The organism is Brasilonema sennae CENA114, from assembly GCF_006968745.1.
Classification (GTDB): domain Bacteria; phylum Cyanobacteriota; class Cyanobacteriia; order Cyanobacteriales; family Nostocaceae; genus Brasilonema; species Brasilonema sennae.
This window is the reverse complement of record NZ_CP030118.1, coordinates 622,513-641,063: the sequence shown is the minus strand read 5'-3', so window position 1 is coordinate 641,063 and position 18,551 is coordinate 622,513. Positions and strand designations below refer to the sequence as shown.

General features: G+C 41.3%; 18 protein-coding genes. 8 read left to right on the top strand and 10 right to left on the bottom strand.

The genetic code is table 11. From position 1 onward, the window contains the following. Positions 1–22: 22 nt before the first annotated feature. Positions 23–3,574: a WD40 domain-containing protein gene (locus tag DP114_RS02680; protein WP_171975376.1), complete on the bottom strand. Its 3,552-nt coding sequence runs from the start codon at positions 3,572–3,574 to the stop codon at positions 23–25. A 289-nt stretch (positions 3,575–3,863) separates the two neighbouring features. Between DP114_RS02680 and DP114_RS02675 the strand changes: the two genes are divergently transcribed. After that, positions 3,864–4,097 (top strand): hypothetical protein, encoded by a 234-nt coding sequence (locus DP114_RS02675; RefSeq protein WP_169263059.1) that lies wholly within the window; start codon positions 3,864–3,866, stop codon positions 4,095–4,097. Next, a complete protein-coding gene (locus tag DP114_RS02670; RefSeq protein ID WP_169263060.1) occupies positions 4,090–4,263 on the top strand; it encodes a hypothetical protein in 174 nt (57 codons plus the stop codon). The genes DP114_RS02675 and DP114_RS02670 overlap by 8 nt, the downstream gene beginning before the upstream one ends. Positions 4,264–4,314: 51 nt before the next feature. Here the strand turns inward: DP114_RS02670 and DP114_RS02665 are convergent, their stop codons facing one another. The 8 genes from DP114_RS02665 to DP114_RS02630 all read right to left on the bottom strand — a co-directional run bounded on the left by DP114_RS02665 (position 4,315) and on the right by DP114_RS02630 (position 12,092). Then, positions 4,315–5,748, bottom strand: coding sequence for an AAA-like domain-containing protein (locus DP114_RS02665; protein WP_171975375.1), 1,434 nt, complete (start codon positions 5,746–5,748; stop codon positions 4,315–4,317). Positions 5,749–6,247: 499 nt separating this feature from the next. Further along, positions 6,248–7,342, bottom strand: a complete 1,095-nt coding sequence (locus DP114_RS02660; protein WP_171975374.1) for a glycosyltransferase family 4 protein — start codon at positions 7,340–7,342, stop codon at positions 6,248–6,250. After that, the gene (locus tag DP114_RS02655) at positions 7,335–7,925 is read right to left on the bottom strand and encodes a Uma2 family endonuclease (protein WP_169263063.1); all 591 of its coding nucleotides are present in this window, start codon (positions 7,923–7,925) and stop codon (positions 7,335–7,337) included. Before DP114_RS02655 ends, DP114_RS02660 begins: the two co-directional genes overlap by 8 nt. A 101-nt stretch (positions 7,926–8,026) precedes the next feature. Further along, the gene (locus DP114_RS02650) at positions 8,027–8,863 is read right to left on the bottom strand and encodes a glycosyltransferase (RefSeq protein WP_171975373.1); all 837 of its coding nucleotides are present in this window, start codon (positions 8,861–8,863) and stop codon (positions 8,027–8,029) included. A gap of 161 nt (positions 8,864–9,024) precedes the next feature. After that, a complete protein-coding gene (gene radC / locus DP114_RS02645) occupies positions 9,025–9,756 on the bottom strand; it encodes a RadC family protein (RefSeq protein WP_169263065.1) in 732 nt (243 codons plus the stop codon). Between the two features lie 129 nt (positions 9,757–9,885). Further along, positions 9,886–10,824, bottom strand: coding sequence for a phosphoribulokinase (locus DP114_RS02640; protein ID WP_171975372.1), 939 nt, complete (start codon positions 10,822–10,824; stop codon positions 9,886–9,888). 409 nt (positions 10,825–11,233) lie between these two features. Next, complete coding sequence (locus DP114_RS02635) at positions 11,234–11,551, bottom strand: hypothetical protein (protein WP_171975371.1); 318 nt, start codon at positions 11,549–11,551, stop codon at positions 11,234–11,236. Further along, positions 11,457–12,092, bottom strand: coding sequence for an alpha-amylase family glycosyl hydrolase (locus tag DP114_RS02630; protein WP_171978096.1), 636 nt, complete (start codon positions 12,090–12,092; stop codon positions 11,457–11,459). The genes DP114_RS02635 and DP114_RS02630 overlap by 95 nt, the downstream gene beginning before the upstream one ends. A gap of 134 nt (positions 12,093–12,226) precedes the next feature. Here DP114_RS02630 and DP114_RS02625 point away from each other — a divergent pair, with 134 nt between their 5' ends. Continuing rightward, positions 12,227–12,892 carry a class I SAM-dependent methyltransferase gene (locus DP114_RS02625; RefSeq protein WP_171975370.1) on the top strand — a complete coding sequence of 222 codons (666 nt, stop codon included), beginning with the start codon at positions 12,227–12,229 and terminating at the stop codon, positions 12,890–12,892. 330 nt (positions 12,893–13,222) lie between these two features. On the opposite strand, the gene DP114_RS02620 is transcribed toward DP114_RS02625, so the two are convergent. After that, positions 13,223–13,660, bottom strand: a complete 438-nt coding sequence (locus tag DP114_RS02620) for a hypothetical protein (RefSeq protein ID WP_169263069.1) — start codon at positions 13,658–13,660, stop codon at positions 13,223–13,225. Between the two features lie 242 nt (positions 13,661–13,902). Here DP114_RS02620 and psbQ point away from each other — a divergent pair, with 242 nt between their 5' ends. From psbQ to DP114_RS02595, 5 genes are all read left to right on the top strand, one after another. After that, positions 13,903–14,373: a photosystem II protein PsbQ gene (gene psbQ, locus DP114_RS02615; protein ID WP_169263070.1), complete on the top strand. Its 471-nt coding sequence runs from the start codon at positions 13,903–13,905 to the stop codon at positions 14,371–14,373. Positions 14,374–14,554: 181 nt separating this feature from the next. Then, complete coding sequence (locus DP114_RS02610; RefSeq protein ID WP_171975369.1) at positions 14,555–15,697, top strand: NAD(P)/FAD-dependent oxidoreductase; 1,143 nt, start codon at positions 14,555–14,557, stop codon at positions 15,695–15,697. A 260-nt stretch (positions 15,698–15,957) separates the two neighbouring features. Then, positions 15,958–16,809 (top strand): alpha/beta fold hydrolase, encoded by an 852-nt coding sequence (locus DP114_RS02605; RefSeq protein ID WP_171975368.1) that lies wholly within the window; start codon positions 15,958–15,960, stop codon positions 16,807–16,809. A 203-nt stretch (positions 16,810–17,012) separates the two neighbouring features. Beyond that, positions 17,013–17,591 (top strand): protoporphyrinogen oxidase HemJ, encoded by a 579-nt coding sequence (hemJ, locus tag DP114_RS02600; protein WP_169263073.1) that lies wholly within the window; start codon positions 17,013–17,015, stop codon positions 17,589–17,591. Positions 17,592–18,027: 436 nt separating this feature from the next. Beyond that, positions 18,028–18,546, top strand: a complete 519-nt coding sequence (locus DP114_RS02595) for a DUF928 domain-containing protein (protein ID WP_171975367.1) — start codon at positions 18,028–18,030, stop codon at positions 18,544–18,546. The last annotated feature ends 5 nt before the right edge of the window (positions 18,547–18,551 follow it).

The following is an 18,551-nucleotide window of genomic DNA, read 5'->3' as shown; positions in this document are numbered from 1 at the left end:
CCGCCATAGGAAATATCAAGTATCATTTGCACAGAAAGCGATCCTTCTGGATCGCAGCTTTGCTAAGGCCGTCCTCCACTGCTGTGTGAGTTTTCAAATAATCCCGCACCCACTCACAGCCGTATTTCACTAAATCCCTGTGGAGAATCTGTTGTAAATCCCACACAATCGCCGTTTGGTCATAGCTGCCAGATGCCAAGGTTTTGCCATCCGGACTGAAAACAAGAGCTGCCACACCTCCGTTGTGCCCACTGAGGGTTGCAAGCAAAGTGCCCTTTAGTGTCCAAATCTTGATCGTGTTGTCCATAACGCCTGCGGCAATTGTTTGCCCATCCGGACTGAAGGCAACTTTCGTTAAGCCAACGCTTACCCCTTCAAAAGCTTGAACGAGTTTACCGTTGCGATTCCACAGCAGCAGTTGACCATCGCGTCCGGCAGAGACGATGTGTTGGCTATCGGGGCTGATAGCAACTCCCCAAATGGCACTCTTGTGTCTTTTGAGGGTTTTGTCAAGCTGGAGGGCTTGGTGGTTAACATCTTTCCAAGTCCATAGCTTGATTGTACCGTCAGCGCTGGCGGAGGCAATGAACTGACCATCCGGACTAAAAACAAGATCCCAAATGCGCGCAGAATGTGCCTGGATTGTTTGACTCAGTTGAAAGTTAAAAGAAGCGTTACTTTGCCAGAGTTTGATGGTACGGTCCTCACCTCCCGACACTAGAAATTGCCCATTAGGGCTATACGCTAGTGATAAGATTGCATTATTGTGACCGCGCAGAATCGCAGTTTTGTTATTCGCAAGGTTGAGGAGTTTTATATCGCTACTGGCAGTTGCTAATGCAAGAGTCTGCCCATCTGGACTAAAGACACCATCATACAACTGACTCCTATCTAACACAACGGTCTTAACTAAAGAGCCATCTGCTCGCCATAACTTAATTTCTTGCCCCGCAACACTAGCAAGGAGAGACTCATTGGATCGGGTGCCCGGAGCATAAACAACTCGCCAAACCACATCTTGATGACCGTACAGGCGATGTAAAAAAGGCGAGTCTTTCCAGAGCTTGACTGTACCGTCATAGCTGCTAGAGGCAATCATCTGACCATCAGAACTGAATGCAATTGCTTGAACCTGCGAGCGATGCCCGAGTAAGGTTCTTCGCAGAGTGCCGTCTGGCCACCAAAGTTTCACGGTTTTATCACCACTTGCTGAGGCAATAGTCTGCCCCTGACGGCTAAACACCACTTGATTAACTTCTGCTGTGTGCCCCACAAAAGTTTTGAGTAACTTTCCTTCCCGGCTCCACAGCCTGACAAGCTTGTCAGCGCTGCCAGTGACCAGGGTTTGCCCATCGGGGCTGAAGGCTATCGCCCAAACTGTTGCCTTGCTTACTGGTATGGTTCGGATCAGGTTACCCTCTCGGCTCCAGAACTTAATGGTACCATCCACACTACAAGATGCCATAATCTCTCCATCGGGACTAAACGCAAATCTCCAAACGGCTGCCTTATGTCCCTTTAGCGTTTTGATCAAGGTGCCATCTAACTTCCACAACTTTATTGTTTGATCCCCACTGGCAGATGCAATTATCTGTCCATCCGGGCTAAATGATACTTGCCAAACACCAGCCGTGTGTCCTTTCATTGTTGCCAATGGGGTACCATCCACTGACCAAAGTTGCACCACGCCATCTAGCCCAGCCGCAGCAACCCGTTGGCTATCCGGGCTGAATTGAACACTATATATGCCAGCATTTATGGTAAGATTGTGGGGTAAGATGTGAACTAGGGTTCCATCACGTTTCCAAAGCCGAACGGTTCGGTCTGTACCACCGCTAGCAATCCACTTTCCATCCTTGCTCAGGTCAACGGCTAAGGCTCCTCCCTCGTGCGCTACTATACTATTTACCTCATCTGCACCATAGATTGCTTGTTCTAGCACGTTGCGCGTTTGCTGATCTAGCGCCGATTTTGTTGATGGATCGAGTAGCCAGAGGCGTTGAAATTTTGTGCGTGCTTGAATCGCTTGCACCAACGCATCAAGATGCTGGTTTGAGGTAAAGTTTGCGTTGGAGGCAACGGCAGTTACCCGAACTTCATTTAAAGCAGATTCACGGTAGGCAATAAGCGTTATTACTCCTAACACCGTAGAAACTATCAGAGCTAGACTCACTACTGCCAGTAATTGCCTCTGACGACGGGCACTTTTTCGCTCACTCGCTAATCGTGCTTCTGCTTCTCTCAACCGCTCAGCTTTCAGTCTTTGCTCAGTTTCCCGACGTTCCAGTTCCTGGCTGGCGGCTAAAAATCGATAGTCCAAATCGCTGAGGCTTTTGCGCCCAATCCAGTCTAAAACTTCTTGTAACGCTCGCCCCCGCAGCAGACGTGATTCATCTTGATAACCAGATGCTACCCATGCATTGAATGCTTGAGAGTAAGGACGCAGATTGTCTAACTGCCTTACGACCCATTCAGAATCGAAGACACTGCGGTAGATGGGATTTTTTATTTTCAGATAGCCGTTGTGTTTCTCGACTAATCCGGATAGTAAAAGTTCTGTCTGTTCTCGACTATCATCGGTAAGTACGCCAGATGTTTGATTCTCTTGTGCTTGCAATACCTGCTGATATAAACCCAATAACCGTCCTGCCCGCTGTTCGTTGAAAAGGAGGCGATCGCGAATCGTGCGCAGGTGTTCCGGTTCGTCTTTTGATTCCCAGTGTTGGATGATGTGCGATCGCACTAATTTTTCTACCCAATCTGCCGCACTTGCTGGCGGTAAATCAATTATTCTGCTTGATGTATCTAATGCTGTTCGGACAATCAACTGACAAAGCTTTTGAGTCAGAAACGGTTGTCCCCCACTCCAGTAAATAATCTCTCGCAGCACGGCTTCGCTTTGGCTGACGACTTCCTCTAACCCTTTGAGCAATGGTGTTGCTTCATGTGGTTGAAAGCCACACAACTCAATCGCTGTCCCAATGTTAAACGGTGTCCGGCGTTTGTCGGCAATCAGATCAGATGGACTGGCTACTCCAAACAGTGCAAATCCCAAGCGTTGGAATTTCGAGTCATGTGCCTGCTGATTATAGCAATGACGAATCCAAGCAAAAAAGTCACTGACAGGAAAACTCAAACTCAAGAAACTGTCAATTTCATCAATAAAGATGAGAATCCGTTCGTTTTGAACATTTGGCAGCAAAACTTCTTCAACAAACTGGTCTAGTTTTTGCACTGGGGAAATACCCGCGCAGCTTTCCCACCATTGCTTAAAGTTGACGTGTTCTGCCAGATTTAAGTCGTAAAACAAGCCGACGATGATACCTTTGTACCATTGTTCCAGTGTGGTATTTTCGCTACCCAATCGGGTGACATCCAAGTAAGCACAGCTATGCCCTTCTTTTCTGAGGCGAGAACTTGTGCGTTGTAATAAGGATGACTTGCCCATCTGGCGAGAATTTAAGACATAACAAAAATCGCCAGCTTTCAGGCTGGCATAAAGTTTTTCGTCTGCTTGACGGATAACGTAGTTAGGATCGTCACTGCGGAGACTGCCACCAACCTGGTATCTCATCTCAAAGTGTGATTGCAAAATCGTAATTTAACACAAGTATTAGGAATTTGTAGATATATCTGACTTAATAATTTATCACTTTTATAACTACATGATTTGCCTGTTTGTAGCTTAACTGTCTTAACTGTCTTAACTGTCTTAACTGTAGGTTATTAAAATCTTTTTAATTATCTGCTTAACTGTCTTATGTGTCCTTGTGTTTCCACTATAAAAGCGAGATTCTGTATATACGGAGTTAAGGCAACTTCTACTCACAGCTTTGTACAACTAATGTTTCACCACAGAAACATTGTCGGGTATAGAAACACTGATTGAGGTTAGTGAAAGCGATCGCTCGTTTAGCTCTTATGAGCTGAAGCAATCAAAGACAACTCAGACAACTAATAGCAAAAGAGATGAAAATCTGAAGAAAAAAGCCATAGTTCTAGACATAACCGGAGGTTTAATTAAAGTAGGATTTGCTGGAGAGAATGCACCTAGTGTGGTCTTTCCTACTCTTATAGGTTGTCCTAAGTATGTTTGAGCGGTTGCTTGACCGACTGGAGAAGACAGTACGCTCCCTTGCGCCCTCAGGAATCACAGTTAAAGTCGTCGCCCCTCCCCAGAGGAAAGATTTCGCTTGGATTGGCGGCTCAATGCTAGCATCTTTAACGACGTTTGAAGCCATGTGGTTCACTAAGGAAGAGTAATCATCCATTAGGATGCTCCCTGATAACTGATAATTGATAACTGTTAACTGGTTAAATTCGAGTTGTCGCTGTCACTAATTGTTTTTCAAAGTAAGCGCGGTAGAGTTCGCAACGCGGGAGAATGTGATCGCCCTCTAAGCGAATTAATCCCAAACTTTCAAGTTTATAAGTTTCAATAGGATTAACATAAATAGCTTGCTTTGCCGTTACTAGTTCAGCATAAGTCTTAGCCAACTCAGGATTTTCTTGTAGTTTTATCCAGTGTCGCCATAAATGATAACGGTAAATGCCACCGTTGGCTTGAGCTTCCTCTATCAGTTCTTCTAAAGTCATTTCCTGACAACGAATATAATACAGAGCAAGCTGAATGAGTGCCGGATGACCTCCCACAAGTGATATTAGTGAGCCAGATTCTTTACCAGTACTCCAGTCTAGCCCATATGCTTTAGCTAACTCTTTTACCTGCGGGTGAGTAAATTCCACAAGACGAATGGGTAGTCCAATATTAAATGGAGAGCGGTTGATATCCAGGGTGACATACTCTTGTGTAGAGTAAACCACTACTAACCTCAACTTTTGCCAATTGAGATTTTGTCGTGCTTCCTCGCACCACGAACGCAACAACGCAAAAAACTCGTCACAAATCTGAGGATGTTCAAAAAAGCGGTCAACTTCGTTAAATACCAAAACCACTGGACTTTGACTTTGTTTGAGCAAATAATTTTGGAAGTAAAAGCTGCTATTCAACTTACAACCAACTTCCTCATCCCATCTGTCATTCAAGTTGGGATCCATGCCTAATTCTGTTGCTACTCGCCAGCAAAGACAACGTAACAGCTTATTTAAGTCAGTCAGACAGTCGGAATCAATTTGGTTGCAATTCAGATTCACTGTGCGATACCCAAGCTTATGTGCAAAGGCTAATAGCCGCAGCACGAGAGAACTCTTACCCATCTGTCTGGCGGCGCGAATCCGAATCACGCAGCCCGGTTGAGTGATTTCCTGATAAACTAGTTCCTCTATTGGGGGACGTTCGATATACAAAGGAGAATCCAAAGGGACAGGACCATCCGGGTATGACCAAAGATTTTTAAGTTGCTCACGCCCAAACTTAACAAATGAGTCTATGGATAAAGACTGGGACGATCTTAGGTCCAGTGTATCTGACGAGAGCGAAAGCGCTTGCGAAGTTTCACTGCTGTCGTGTTCATTTTCATTCAGAATTGTATAGTCTTGCTCATGTAATTCCAGGTTAAAAGCGCTAAAGCATAGTTTTAGAGTTTTTTGGTCTACACCTGTGTGCAAAGACCACAATCGGCTTAGTGTTTTGGTAGAAACATTCATGCGATCGCTCAGTTCGTCTAAAGTTAGGTGATCGCCGTGATTCTCCACCCTTTCTACAGCCATAATGGCTTCTTGTAGCCGATTCAGTCCAGCAGGAGTCAGCAAAATTCCGCGTTTTCTATGAGTCTTAGATTGCTTCATGTCAGTAATTCTCCCCCTTTTTTATACATTCGGAGAATATTTTTACGCCTGTTGTGAACTTTAAGCAAAATCATATATTAGGGGAAGACACACTGTATGTTTGTCATTTTTATGGCCTTGTTGCAAAGCTATCTCAAAATCAGGGTTAGAAATTATTTTCTGACCACAATTCAAAAACAAGCTTATTAACTGGCTATTTTTTATTTTCTTGAGTATCTTCTCATTTTTTAACCAGTTCTTAAAATGTTACTAAACTGTTTTATTTTGTATTTTTTTATACTTTTCTGTAAAATACTATTAAGCAGCTATTAAACTCTTGATGAAGTGATTTCATTTCATCGGATTTTGTCAAAAATTCGGCTCATAACCAGCCAAAAGGTATATCTGGTAAGGGTAAAATTGATGATTTGCTTGTCCTGCAAATACTGATTTTGAGGCGTTTTTATCTATATTGATGTATTTAGGACTTAGGCATTAACAAAAAGTTGACCAATGGGTTTTAAAGGTAGCGTGATAAAACTTCGACAGTAGCAAGTCCTGTTTTTTCCCAACTGAATTGACTAGCCCTATTGATGCTTTGAGTTGAAAGATGTTGACGTAATACCGAATCAGTTGCAATTGTTTCCATAGCTTGAGTCATTTCCTCAATATTATAAGGATTGATGAGAAGACCAGCGTCACCAGCCACTTCTGGTAAAGATGAGAGATTGGAGGTGATCACAGGAGTACCGCAAGCCATTGCTTCGAGAACTGGGAAACCAAAACCCTCCCAAAGACTAGGAAAGACGAGGGCGATCGCACCACTAATAATTTTGGGTAATTCACTGTAGGGAACATAGTTGAGGAATTGAACTTTATCGGTGATCTTCAATTCCTGAACTTGGGTTTGCAACAAAGGAGTAAAGCGTTTATCTTGTGGTCCTGCTAACCACAATTCATAGTCTCGATTGTGAGATAATGCTGCAAAGGCGGTAATAAGTTTGTGCAGATTCTTATAGGGATCGTGTCGCCCAATGTAGAGAAAATAGGGTTTTGTAGGTTGGGTATCTTGTCCGCTATGATCTAAATGAGTTGGGCGAAAATGATTGGCGTCGTGCGCAAGAGGAATAGCAGTTATTTTGCTGGCGCTGATGTGATAGAAGTCGGTGATATCTTTTGCTGTAGCGTGAGAGTTGCAGATAATATGTTGCGCTTGGGCGAGAACTTGAGGAATGTAGTACCGCGAGTATTGTGTTAACGGTGACAAAAGTTTGGGAAAGCGCAACGGGATTAAGTCGTGAACCATCACGATAAAACGACAATTCTTATAAAGGGGCGCTTCTGGAAGCGGAGAAAAGATAAGTTGGGATTTCAGCTTTTTATAGATTTTTGGCAGTTTAAATTGTGTCCACACAAGGCGATCAAAATGTCCTTTTGTTCCTTGTGCAGGAGTTAGATTATCTGGTATAGAATAACAGTTAAATTCAGGGTAATTTTGAGCAGTTAAGAGGGTGGGGTTAAGAGTTTTTAAAAAAGGAAAAAGATTTTTTGCATAGTTGCTTATACCTGTCGGTTGAGAAAAAACAATAGATAGGTTAAATAATATATTAGTCATTTATATGAAAATTAACCCGCTCATAAATCTGACGGTGTGAGATTTGACAATTAGCCGAATTTAAAGTCAAAACTCCATCCTCAGCATCAGACTCACTAAATAGCCAGTTATTTTCTGGGGTTTTACTAAACTGCTCAAGATGGGCTTGATATTGATTAATGAGAATGTATTCTTGAAAGTGAGGAATAGAACGATAGTATGTGAATTTATCACCCCGATCCCGGCTACTGCTAGATTTAGAGAAAACTTCAAAGATAATGCAGGGATTAAGTATAGTGTCAGTACGTCCTTCCTCAAAAATCGGTTCACCTTTGATAATTAAGACATCTGGATACACATATTGGCGATAACGAGGAATCCACAAGCCTAGGTCATTAGCATAAATATGGTAATTTTGCTCTTTGAGTGTCAGGCTAAGGGCAAGAGTCACTATTAAGTTAACAACGATTTGATTATGGTTAATCGAACCACCTGTCATGGGAACAATTTCTCCATCACGGTATTCGGTGCGGTAATTGGTGTTTTCCTCAATTGCAAAATACTCCTCTATCGAGTAAAGACGGGGTGTAATCTGTACAACCATAACACGAGTCTGTGGGTTTTTGAATTTTACGCTATGACCTTAGCCTAGCATTAGAGAGAAAGCTTTCACGCCCTTAGCGATTACCTTCGGTAGAGCTTCGCTTAACGCCTCCAATACATCAACAGTCCAGCAAATTTCCCAAATGCTACTTGAGGTTTGACAAACATCAAAACCAGAGCATGAGAAATCAAGCGAAGCAATCTAATCTTGACAATCCATTGATTTGTATATCTATCTAAAGATAACAAATAACCATAAGTACTATTTTTTATTTTCCTAAAAACATATCGATTTGTAATTGAAGAGGGCTGATGTATGACACCAAACTGCTTAGTCACTGCAATCAAATGTCCTTGATTGGCATAACGTCGGCAAAAGTCAAAATCTTCATAGTAGAGAAAATAAGCTGGATCAAACTGAGGACAATCATCGAAATTCCGAAGATTAACTATCAAGCTACAACCTGTAATCCAATCACAAACAACATAATCTGTATCTGTATTCGTCAACAAATCTTGAGTGACAATTGCTCCTGTTGAGAGAATAAAGCGACCACCGGCAAACCAAACTTCACCTGTCGTAGTATGAACAATTGTTCCAAGCAGAGAAATATTGGGATGAGTTTCAAAGAATAACGGAACTTTCTCTATAGTATTTTCTACAAAATAAGCATCTGGATTAATTATCCAGACAATTCCTTGGGAATCTTGGGTATAAATCCATTTCAGTCCGAAGTTGCAACCACCACCGAAGCCAAGATTACTCTCAGCATTAAAAATGACTACCGATTCATTTTTTAGATTATATATAGAGTTGTCATCGGGAGAGTTATTAACGATGACCACTTTATAATCATAACTGTCATAACTCGGGAGAGAACTAATCAATTTAGTAATGAGATTAGTAGAATAATAATTAACGACTAAAAAATAAATCACGTTAGCTTAATTGATAATTACCAACAATCAGATAATTTTTTTCTAATTATGAAACCATAAATAAAGACAGATACACGCAGATAAATGATCTGTACTCATCTGCGTCAGGGTGTGTGCATCTGCCGTTCTAAAGAACCTTAAACCAAATTTTTCCAAAAAATCTAATCTCCCTGCGGACAATCCTCCCATAATGTTGTAATCTCTCGCAAACTTTGATGATTACCATCGCCTAAAATCAGATGATCCAAAACAGGAATGCTCAAAAATTGTCCTCCCATTAACAACTGTCGCGTCAATTCAATATCTTCTTGACTCGGTTCCACATTTCCGGACGGATGATTATGTGCCACTATAACTCGTGTTGCTCCTTGGCGAATCACTTCACGGAAAATTTCCCGAGGAGGGGCTAAGGTTTCCGTAGCTGTACCAATGGTAATCACTTGCGTTCCAAGCAGGCGATTCTTCACATCTAACAATAACACCGCGAAACGCTCCTGATTTTGCCACATTAAATCTTGACTCAAAGCCGCCGCCGCAGCTGCGGGACTATCAATTAACGTGCGTTCTCCTGGACGGGATTGAAAGGCTCGTTTCCCTAATTCAATCGCCGCCAAGACAGTCGTCGCTTTTGCTGGACCTACACCCGGAATTTGCATCAACTCAGCGGCGCTGACATCTCGCAAAACTGCTAAGGGGTCTCGCTGGTGTTTGCTCAGTTGCTGTAAAATATATTGCCCTAGACCCACGGCAGAAAGTTTTCCGTGTCCTTGACCAGTACCTAGCAGAATTGCTATTAACTCGGCTGTAGCTAAAATTTTTGGGCCATGCGTTAACAGCCGCTCACGCGGACGCTCAGTCACAGGTATATCGGCAATTCTCAGGCTATAAGTCATAGACTAAATACAGGGGAAAAATCATCATATATAGACTTATTCCTAGTTATCCCCTGTAATTCTGAAAACATCTAAAGATTTGACAGAATATTTATTTTTATCGCTTGTTTTTGCTTTTTCTACTGGTTTCTACTGATAATTTTGTGTTGCTTTGAGCATATGATACGTAATTAATAGTTGGGTGAGGGCAAGCGGGTAACTTTGGATGGTTTCTCCTGTTGTACCAGCGACTTTGCCCAATTCTGGGTTTCCTTCGCGATCGCATATACTCTTGAGATGAGGCATATCACCACAAATAATATGTTCTAACTTATTGACCTGTTCCAAAGTGGCATGACCATCTACTTCCAGAACATCAACTGGTTTGCTCATATCCCGATCTAATCCCAAGCGGATTGCTGACTCTAAATGACCATCGCCGTAATTGATAATCTGGAGAAAATCTGGATGAGGAATTGTCGGACGCAGTACCAAACGTACATTTAGGTGTCCATTAATTTGCTCCACTTCGTCATTTGGAGGGTAAAAACTCACCACAATATCCGACCATTGACGTTGTGGACGGATAAATTGCTCAGAATCTGGTTCGCGTTTTCTAAGTTCTTCAAGCACTTGTTCTTCTGTATACCCTCGTTTTTGGGTATCCCGCTTGACTTTCCACTGAGCACGCACAGATTCAGGGGGAGCAAGGTAAACTTTCACATCGTAGGAGTCACGAGCACCACGAGTAGAATAACCCAGTAATCCCTCCACAATCACAAATTTATTTGGTTTTATATAAACTGGTGGCTCAAAGCTACCAGTTGTGTGGCTGTATACAGGTTTCAGAATTGGCTGTCCTGTCCTAAGTTGCGACAGGTGTTGCTGCATAATATCGAGATAGTTGCAGTCAGGATGAAGAGCAGTGATACCAATTTCAGCACGTTGCTTACGGTCGTACTTATGATAATCATCTGTACAAATAACCGTAACATTCTCCGGTCCAAGAACCTGAGCAATCCCCTTAGTCAGTGTTGTTTTCCCAGCAGCACTGTCGCCAACAATACCAAGAATTATAGGACGGCTCATAACTTCCCCTTCTGAAAATACAGTAAAGTTTAATTTTAAATTGTATGTTATCTTACTATTTTTCAACAAAAAATAGAAGATAGCTTAATCAAGAAAGTGATGAAATTTTGACATGATTACTAAAAATGAAGATATTTATCTTTAAGAAATATCTGCATCTATGTTTGTAACAAAATACTTTTATAAGTATTATATGCTGTTTTCCTGCACACTTTAGTTAGTAAAATTCTGAGAATAACGTCATGCAGCCAGTTGCTAAGCTGCATTGTTAAAATGACGAATCATACTGGTATTTCTATTGAAATTTGTATAAAATTATGAAATTTGAAAATTTCTGATAAATAGTTTTCAGGTGCGTTAGCTTAAGCTAACGCACCTGAAAGTAAATACCTTATCGGAGATACATTTTTTACCTAGTTTGTTGGAGAATGACAAACTGCATCGGTTCAAGATCTATGTGTACAAATAAGCATGGATTACCCGGATCTGGGTGTTTTTCTACAGTAACGCTTCCCTCCTTACCGTAAAGAAACTTCATTGTGCCACCGTTTTTTTGGATGGTACTGTCTACAATCACGAAATCACTGCGTCGTTCAGTGGTGGAGGTGTTGTAGGCAATCAGAATCTCTTCACTATCTAAAATGCGAGAAAAAGCTAGGGTACAAGATTGTTCTGCTATCAACTTGGGTAGGTGTATTTGGACTTGTATAGCGATGGATAGCGTCATCCGCACCAACTAACTCGCCATACAAGAAAAACCAGCGTTTACCCAAGCGGTAAGCATATTGACGAATAGCTGAGCAAAACCGGGAAATTGTTAACTCTCCCATATGTTTGACTGCATCCAAGCGAAAGCTGTCAATATCTGCCTCACGCATCCAGTAACAATGGGCTTTGATGAGAATATCCTGAAGCTTTAGTCCATCTGGATCGTCATCGTTATTGAAGTCTTTGAGAGAGAAGAAATCGCCATGTTGAGTTTCTGGATAACCATCCCAATTGTTAATCTCACCTCGGCGATGATAGTAATTTTCGTTTCTTAGTTCTTTGGGAATTGGTCTGTCTTCTGGCCGCCATCCACCAAAAGGAAACTGCTGGTCATTGGAATAATGGTATGAGTCATGATTTGGGTAAAACCAGTTGTCTGCGGAATGATTAGCGACGACATCAAGAAATACTCGGATTTCCCTATGATGGGCTGCGTCTACTAGGTCGATCAGGTCTTGTTTTGTACCGAAGCGCGGATCTACATCCAGATAATTTTGAATGGAAAATACTCTTTTCTAGATACATCTTGCTTTACAACAGTAGTGAGAACTACTAAACAAAGCTTTTCTAGCTTTAATAGAATTACGGAAATTTAACTTATGCAGTTTCAGTTCTCCTTAGCAATTAGGAAAATATGTCAAATAAAACCTTAGGACTCGATGAAAATCTTTATGAGTACTTGCACTCAGTCTCATTGCGAGAGCCACAAGTATTAGTACAATTGAGGGAGGAAACAGCACAGCATCCACATAGCAGAATGCAGATTGCTCCAGAACAAGGACAATTTATGGCACTGCTGGTGCAGTTGATGGGAGCAAAGAAAACTTTAGATATAGGTGTTTTTACAGGTTATAGCTCTTTGGTAGTGGCGTTGGCATTGCCAGCTGAGGGTAAGGTTGTTGCTTGTGATGTCAGTGAGGAGTATACGGCGATCGCCCTGAATTATTGGCACAAAGCAGGAGTGGCACAAAAAATTGAACTACATATAGCCCCAGCGCTAGAGAGTCTGGATCGTTTCATAACTGCTGGAGAAGCAGGCACCTTTGATTTTGCCTTCATTGATGCAGATAAAAACAACTACGAGAACTACTACGAGCGTTCTCTACAACTTGTGCGTCCAGGTGGGTTGATTGCGATCGATAATGTCTTACAGTCAGGACGAGTCGCAAATCCCCAAGAGCAAGATAAAATAACCAATAGTATACGCGCTTTTAATCATAAACTGCATCATGATTCACGCATCGCAATAAGCATGGTGCCAATTGCAGATGGCTTAACATTAGCGCTGAAGCTTCATTAATTCATAGAATGTCTGGACGGCAGCTGCGTCAAATTACGGTGATTCTAAGATCTCGATCACCAAAATCTCATATCTCGTTTGCTACACTTGTATAAGCAAACATTTAGTTTGCTCCTCACACCACACTCTAGCTCTCTTGTTCGTTAATGACAAGAGGGCTATTTCTTTACTAGACCTCTCCAAAAATGGCTATGAAACCAATACCCCGCGCTTGCACTAAAAATCATTTTTGGAGAGGTGTACTGGCAAAAAGTTTAGTTATGCATTCGATCTCCAGAAAACGAATAGTTTCAGCAAAAGCATAATTAACGGTAATCCGAAGTGTCAATATTAGTTATCAGGCAGAGGGGCACAGTTAAAAATTTCCAGTACGTGCCTGCAAAACTGTTTAAGTTTTTCTCCAATCTGTGGCGAAGGCAAAGATGTTCCCACAAAACTCCAGTTTTCGACTGTGGAAATTCGCCACTGTTCACCAAGATGGCTGAAACCAGCAACTTCTACGCCAATTGCACGACGTGAATCGTTTAAAAGGTCTTGATAAAAACGGATTTGTATTAATATACTGCGGCTTTGCCATGATTTACTGACCCCAGGGAAGTGAAAGCCGATGTCTATGGAATCTGGATCGACTAACTCTCTGGTTTGGGGATCGTTTTTCCAAGGTTTGAGATCTGATCTAGCATCTGGAAACTCAGATTTGAATAAATTAACTACGGTAGCAATCTTGCTGGCGAATTCAAGGTTTGTTGCCATCTCAGCTGCGTTCACGAAAACACTCCTATGTCGCTATTTCACCAGGGGTGTGAGGGAGAGACGGTTTTTGTCATAGTATATATATGTTAAGCAATTGTACTCAAATTTTGACGAAAATAACATCAAAATGTACCTTTAACAGAAAAAATTCTATGAAGATACAAGATTTTCAGCAAATCCGTCTTAAATAAGAACGATGTGATACGCCAGCGATCTAAAATGACACTGATCATTGATAAATAAAATAAGTTTAGCTTATGGCGCGTCAACGCTCAATTTTGTCATTATTTCTGGTATTGGTGGCAACCTTTCTGATTAGTTGTGGTGGTCCTGGTGTCGCAACACCACCTCCGACATACACACAAGAAAAACTGGCGAAAATTCAGGAATACGTTCCTGAGATTCAGGCTGTACAAAAACGCTCACAAGAACTGCAAAGGCTCATCCAAACAAAACAGTGGGTGAATGTTGGAAACTTCACACACGGTCCTATGGCAGAAGCAAGGCTGTCAATGAACTATGTCACATCCAATCTGCTATCCAAAGACCAACCAGCAGGGCGTGAGTTAGTGCGTGATTTATTAGATAAGCTGATAAAAATCGACAAAGCCGCTGAAGTTGGTAACATTAATGGTGCCTTGAATAGTTCTTTCGCTGCTTTCGCAGACATTGACAAATTCTTAGATCTGGTTCCAACAAACAGCAGCCCGTCGTCAGAAGAAAGCTAAGCGTGATAGGCTGAAGAGGAAGATAGGGAGTGAGGGAAAAAGGAATTTGGGAGTGTGCGAGTTAGGGAAAAGAATTTTTGAGCATTAACTTTTGCCTTCCTTCGTTCTTTCCCTCCTTCCCTTCCTCGCTCTTGTTGTACCCCCCACTTCCCCATGTTGTGTCTGTTGTGTTGTAGAAACAATGACTCATGTAGTTATCATTGGTTGCGGCGTGGTTGGGGCAGCAATCGCCTATGAACTTAGTAAAGTAAACAGGCTAAAAATCACAGTTGTTGACCAACAACCACCAGCACTTGCTTCTACAGGAGCAGCATTGGGTGTTTTGATGGGTATCATCAGCCAAAAAACCAAGGGGAAGGCTTGGCAGATGCGACGAACAAGTATCCTGGCTTATGAAACTCTGATTAGTGAACTAGAAGCGCTCACAAATCGTAAAATTCACTTCAATCGTCAGGGAATCCTCATGCTGCTACCTGAACCTTCTATGTCTTGCTTAGAAAAAGAAGATGAGGAGATCTCGCGATGGGAAAAGTTGCAAGAAATTCGCCAATCTCAAGGTTTTTCCCTAGAAATTTGGGATACTGATAAACTCAAGCAAGTTTGTCCTCAGGTTAATCACGAAAGGATGGTGGGCGCTGTTTACTCTGCGTGCGATCGCCAAGTTGATCCCACTTCCCTCACCTTAGCTTTGGTTGATGCTGCAAAGCATAACGGTGTTGATTTCAAATTTGGTGTTCAGGTTTTGGCTATCGAACCCCAGCCGTTGTCTCCTTCTCAAGAAAGAGGTTCCGAAAAATATTGCAACCAACTTCAGACGACAGACGGAAAGATTACAGCTGATTGGTTTGTTGTCGCGGCTGGGTTGGGTTCTTCTTTATTGAGTGCGCAATTAGAGCAAATGGTTGATATTCGCCCTGTGCTAGGACAAGCTTTGTGTCTTCGCTTAGGATATTCTCTTGGAAACTGCGACTTTCAACCGGTGATTACAGGTGATGATGTGCATATTGTCCCCATCGGTGGTGGGGATTACTGGATAGGTGCAACGGTTGAATTTGCGAGCAACAAAGATGAAATTATCGCTGATAAAGAACTGTTGGAGTTGGTTAGACAACAAGCGATCGCCTTTTGCCCAGGCTTAGCAACAGCGACAACTATCCGTACTTGGTCAGGATTACGTCCCCGTCCTGAAGGACGTCCAGCACCTGTGATTGGTAAACTGCCTGGATATAATAACATCCTCCTTGCGACTGGACATTACCGCAATGGCGTTTTACTTGCACCAGCGACAGCTTACGCAATTCGTGAGATGATTATTCCTAATTAATCATAATTGTTCATCTCATCTTAATCTGAGGATAAACAGTCGTGATTGAAAAAACAAAATCTACCTACGAGGTTCCCAATAAGTCCATTCATCTCAGGTTGGTTTAATTACTTAGTCAGAAAACGATCTCACTCGCTAGCCCTCCTTTGAATTAAGCGGAGGGGATGGGGGTGAGGTGAAACCAATGCTCAATATCAATAACAAATTTCTTTCTTTTTTTCTTAACACCTTTGTTTAAAACTTTTCATTTGTAAATTAAAATGCCAATAACAGAAAAAAAAATTCAAGTCGGCTCCTTAGAATGGTTTTACCGGGAAGCAGAATCTACTGGTAGAACTGAGTTACTTCCTGTTTTACTGCTACATGGTTTACCATCACAAAGTTACAGTTGGCGCAATATTCTGCCAGCTATGGCAAACCAAGGAACAAGAGCAATAGCCCCTGATTGGATTGGCTCTGGTTTTTCTTCCAAACCAGACAAAAGAGATTTCGCTTATACACCTGATGCTTTTGTGACAGCTTTAGAAGGATTTATAAAATCCATAGAACTTGAACGTTTTTCTTTAGTTGTGCAAGGCTTTTTAGGTTCTGTTGGTTTACAATATGCCTTGCGTCATCCAGAACAAATTGCCAATATAACCATACTTAACACACCAATTTCCAGTCAGGCGAAGTTACCCTGGAAAATTCAACAAATGGGATTACCTTTTGTTGGTGACATGATAACTCAAGATCCGCTCCTAGTTGATAGGACTCTAGAAGGTGGCTGTCGTTACGTCATTACAGAAGAACATTTAAATGTTTATCGTAAACCCTTTTTGAAAAGTTCTGCTCCTGGAAGAAGTCTCCTAGCAACTATCCGTAATTTGCAGTTGCATTCAGCCATGACAGAAATCGAATTAGGCTTTAAAGAATTGCACCAAGAAATTTTAATCCTCTGGGGAATGATAGATCCTTGGCTACCTATAAATATAGCTCAAGATTTTGTAAATTCCCTGGAAAAAGGGAGTTTGATTAAACTTAACAATGTTGGTCATTATCCTCAAGAACATTATCACGAAACAATTCTTGAAGATCTTTTGCCTTTTGTGCGTGTTAAAAATAGTGATTAATAATGATAGCTATTGAACTTAAAAAGTGACATCACTTTTAGATCTTCTTAAGATTTCAACATTTGTAGAGTAAGCATTTTATGCTCATCTGTTTTGCAATTCGTTAAATAACCAGAGTTAAGTTTCATAAATCAGATAGGATTTCTATAGCACCTTTACATTATTTACGTGTGCCTAAAATCCATTGATGGAGAAAAAAAATTATGGCTTATTCCTGGTTTAAGGCTTTTCACATTGTGGGTATAGTTGTTTGGTTTGCTGGTTTGTTCTACCTCGTGCGTCTTTTCATCTACCATGTTGAAGCCAACCAAGAACCGGAACCAGCGCGCACAATACTGAAAAATCAGTATCAGATAATGGAAAAGCGTCTGTACAATATCATCACAACTCCAGGGATGCTGGTTACAGTCGCAATGGCGATTGGTTTATTAACTACGGAACCAGATGTTCTCAAAGAAGGATGGTTACACATAAAACTCGGATTTGTTGTCCTTTTACTTGGCTATCATCATTACTGCAAGCGTTTGATGAAGCAGTTAGCCCAAGACACGTGTAAATGGAATAGTCAGCAGCTCAGAGCCTTAAATGAAGCACCTACAGTTATGTTAGTGGTGATTGTATTACTAGCTGTGTTCAAAAACAATCTACCTACAGATATCACAGCTTGGGGTATTGTGGCCATGATTATTGCGATGGTGGCGACAATTCAGCTTTACGCGAGAAAACGCCGTAAAGATAAGGAAAAGCTGACAACAGAAATGGTGCAGCAGCAAAGCAGCTAAATAACCCAGCAGACACGCTGCGCTAACACTAAGTGTGGGTTTTGTACTTACACACACCCTAGGCTAATGACTAGCCTCTCACCAAAGAGATACACAGTCGCGTTCATCGCGGCGCTGTTTGAGCATACTCCCCTCAATTATACATACAAACAAAGCCTGCTTCGGCAGGCTTTGTTTGTATGTTCAGAAACCATACCTTATACAAGGTGATTATAAATACTTATCTCTTATACTTTATTCAAACATTATATATATATAAATTAAATAAAATTTAAGTGAAGGTTTTTTTTAAAAAAGTTATTTTTGTTAAAGTCATGATTAGGGATGTATCTACAGCTAAAAACTTTAAAGCTGTGGTTATTACTGGTTGAAGTTATTTTTTCTATACTAATTGATATATTTACTTACGAAATATCCCTAGGACGGTATTTACTTAATGAAAATTATTTATTTTAGTCAATTTTTAACAATCTGGTTATTTGTAGAATTCTTGCTGACCCTAAGCTTATCTGCTCACGCTCAGCAAAAATTTGAAGCGAGAAGCGGCACTTTAGCAAAACGGCTGATATCGCAGCAGAATTTTATACCACCAAGACAAGGTAAGCCAAAAGATACCTCTGGTGCAGGTTCCCGCAGTAGACTTATATGTTCTAAACAAGATGATCCAATTCAACCTTTAATGTTAAAGCAAAACCATCAATTAAAATTCCAGGAGCGTCCAACGAGACTCGTCAGTATACCGAAAACGTCAGCACATCAAGTTGTGTTGATGTTTCCGAATAAAACAGGTAAATCTAATCAAAGAGAATTTATACCAATAAACACTGATAGTAGATTTCTTGATTTTACACAGTCAAACCAAAAACAGCCTTTAGCAGAGGGCAAAAATCACCAATGTTTTTCTATGGTTATTTGTGGAGAAATTGTACAACTAGACTTGCGTCTGAATAGTTAAAGTGA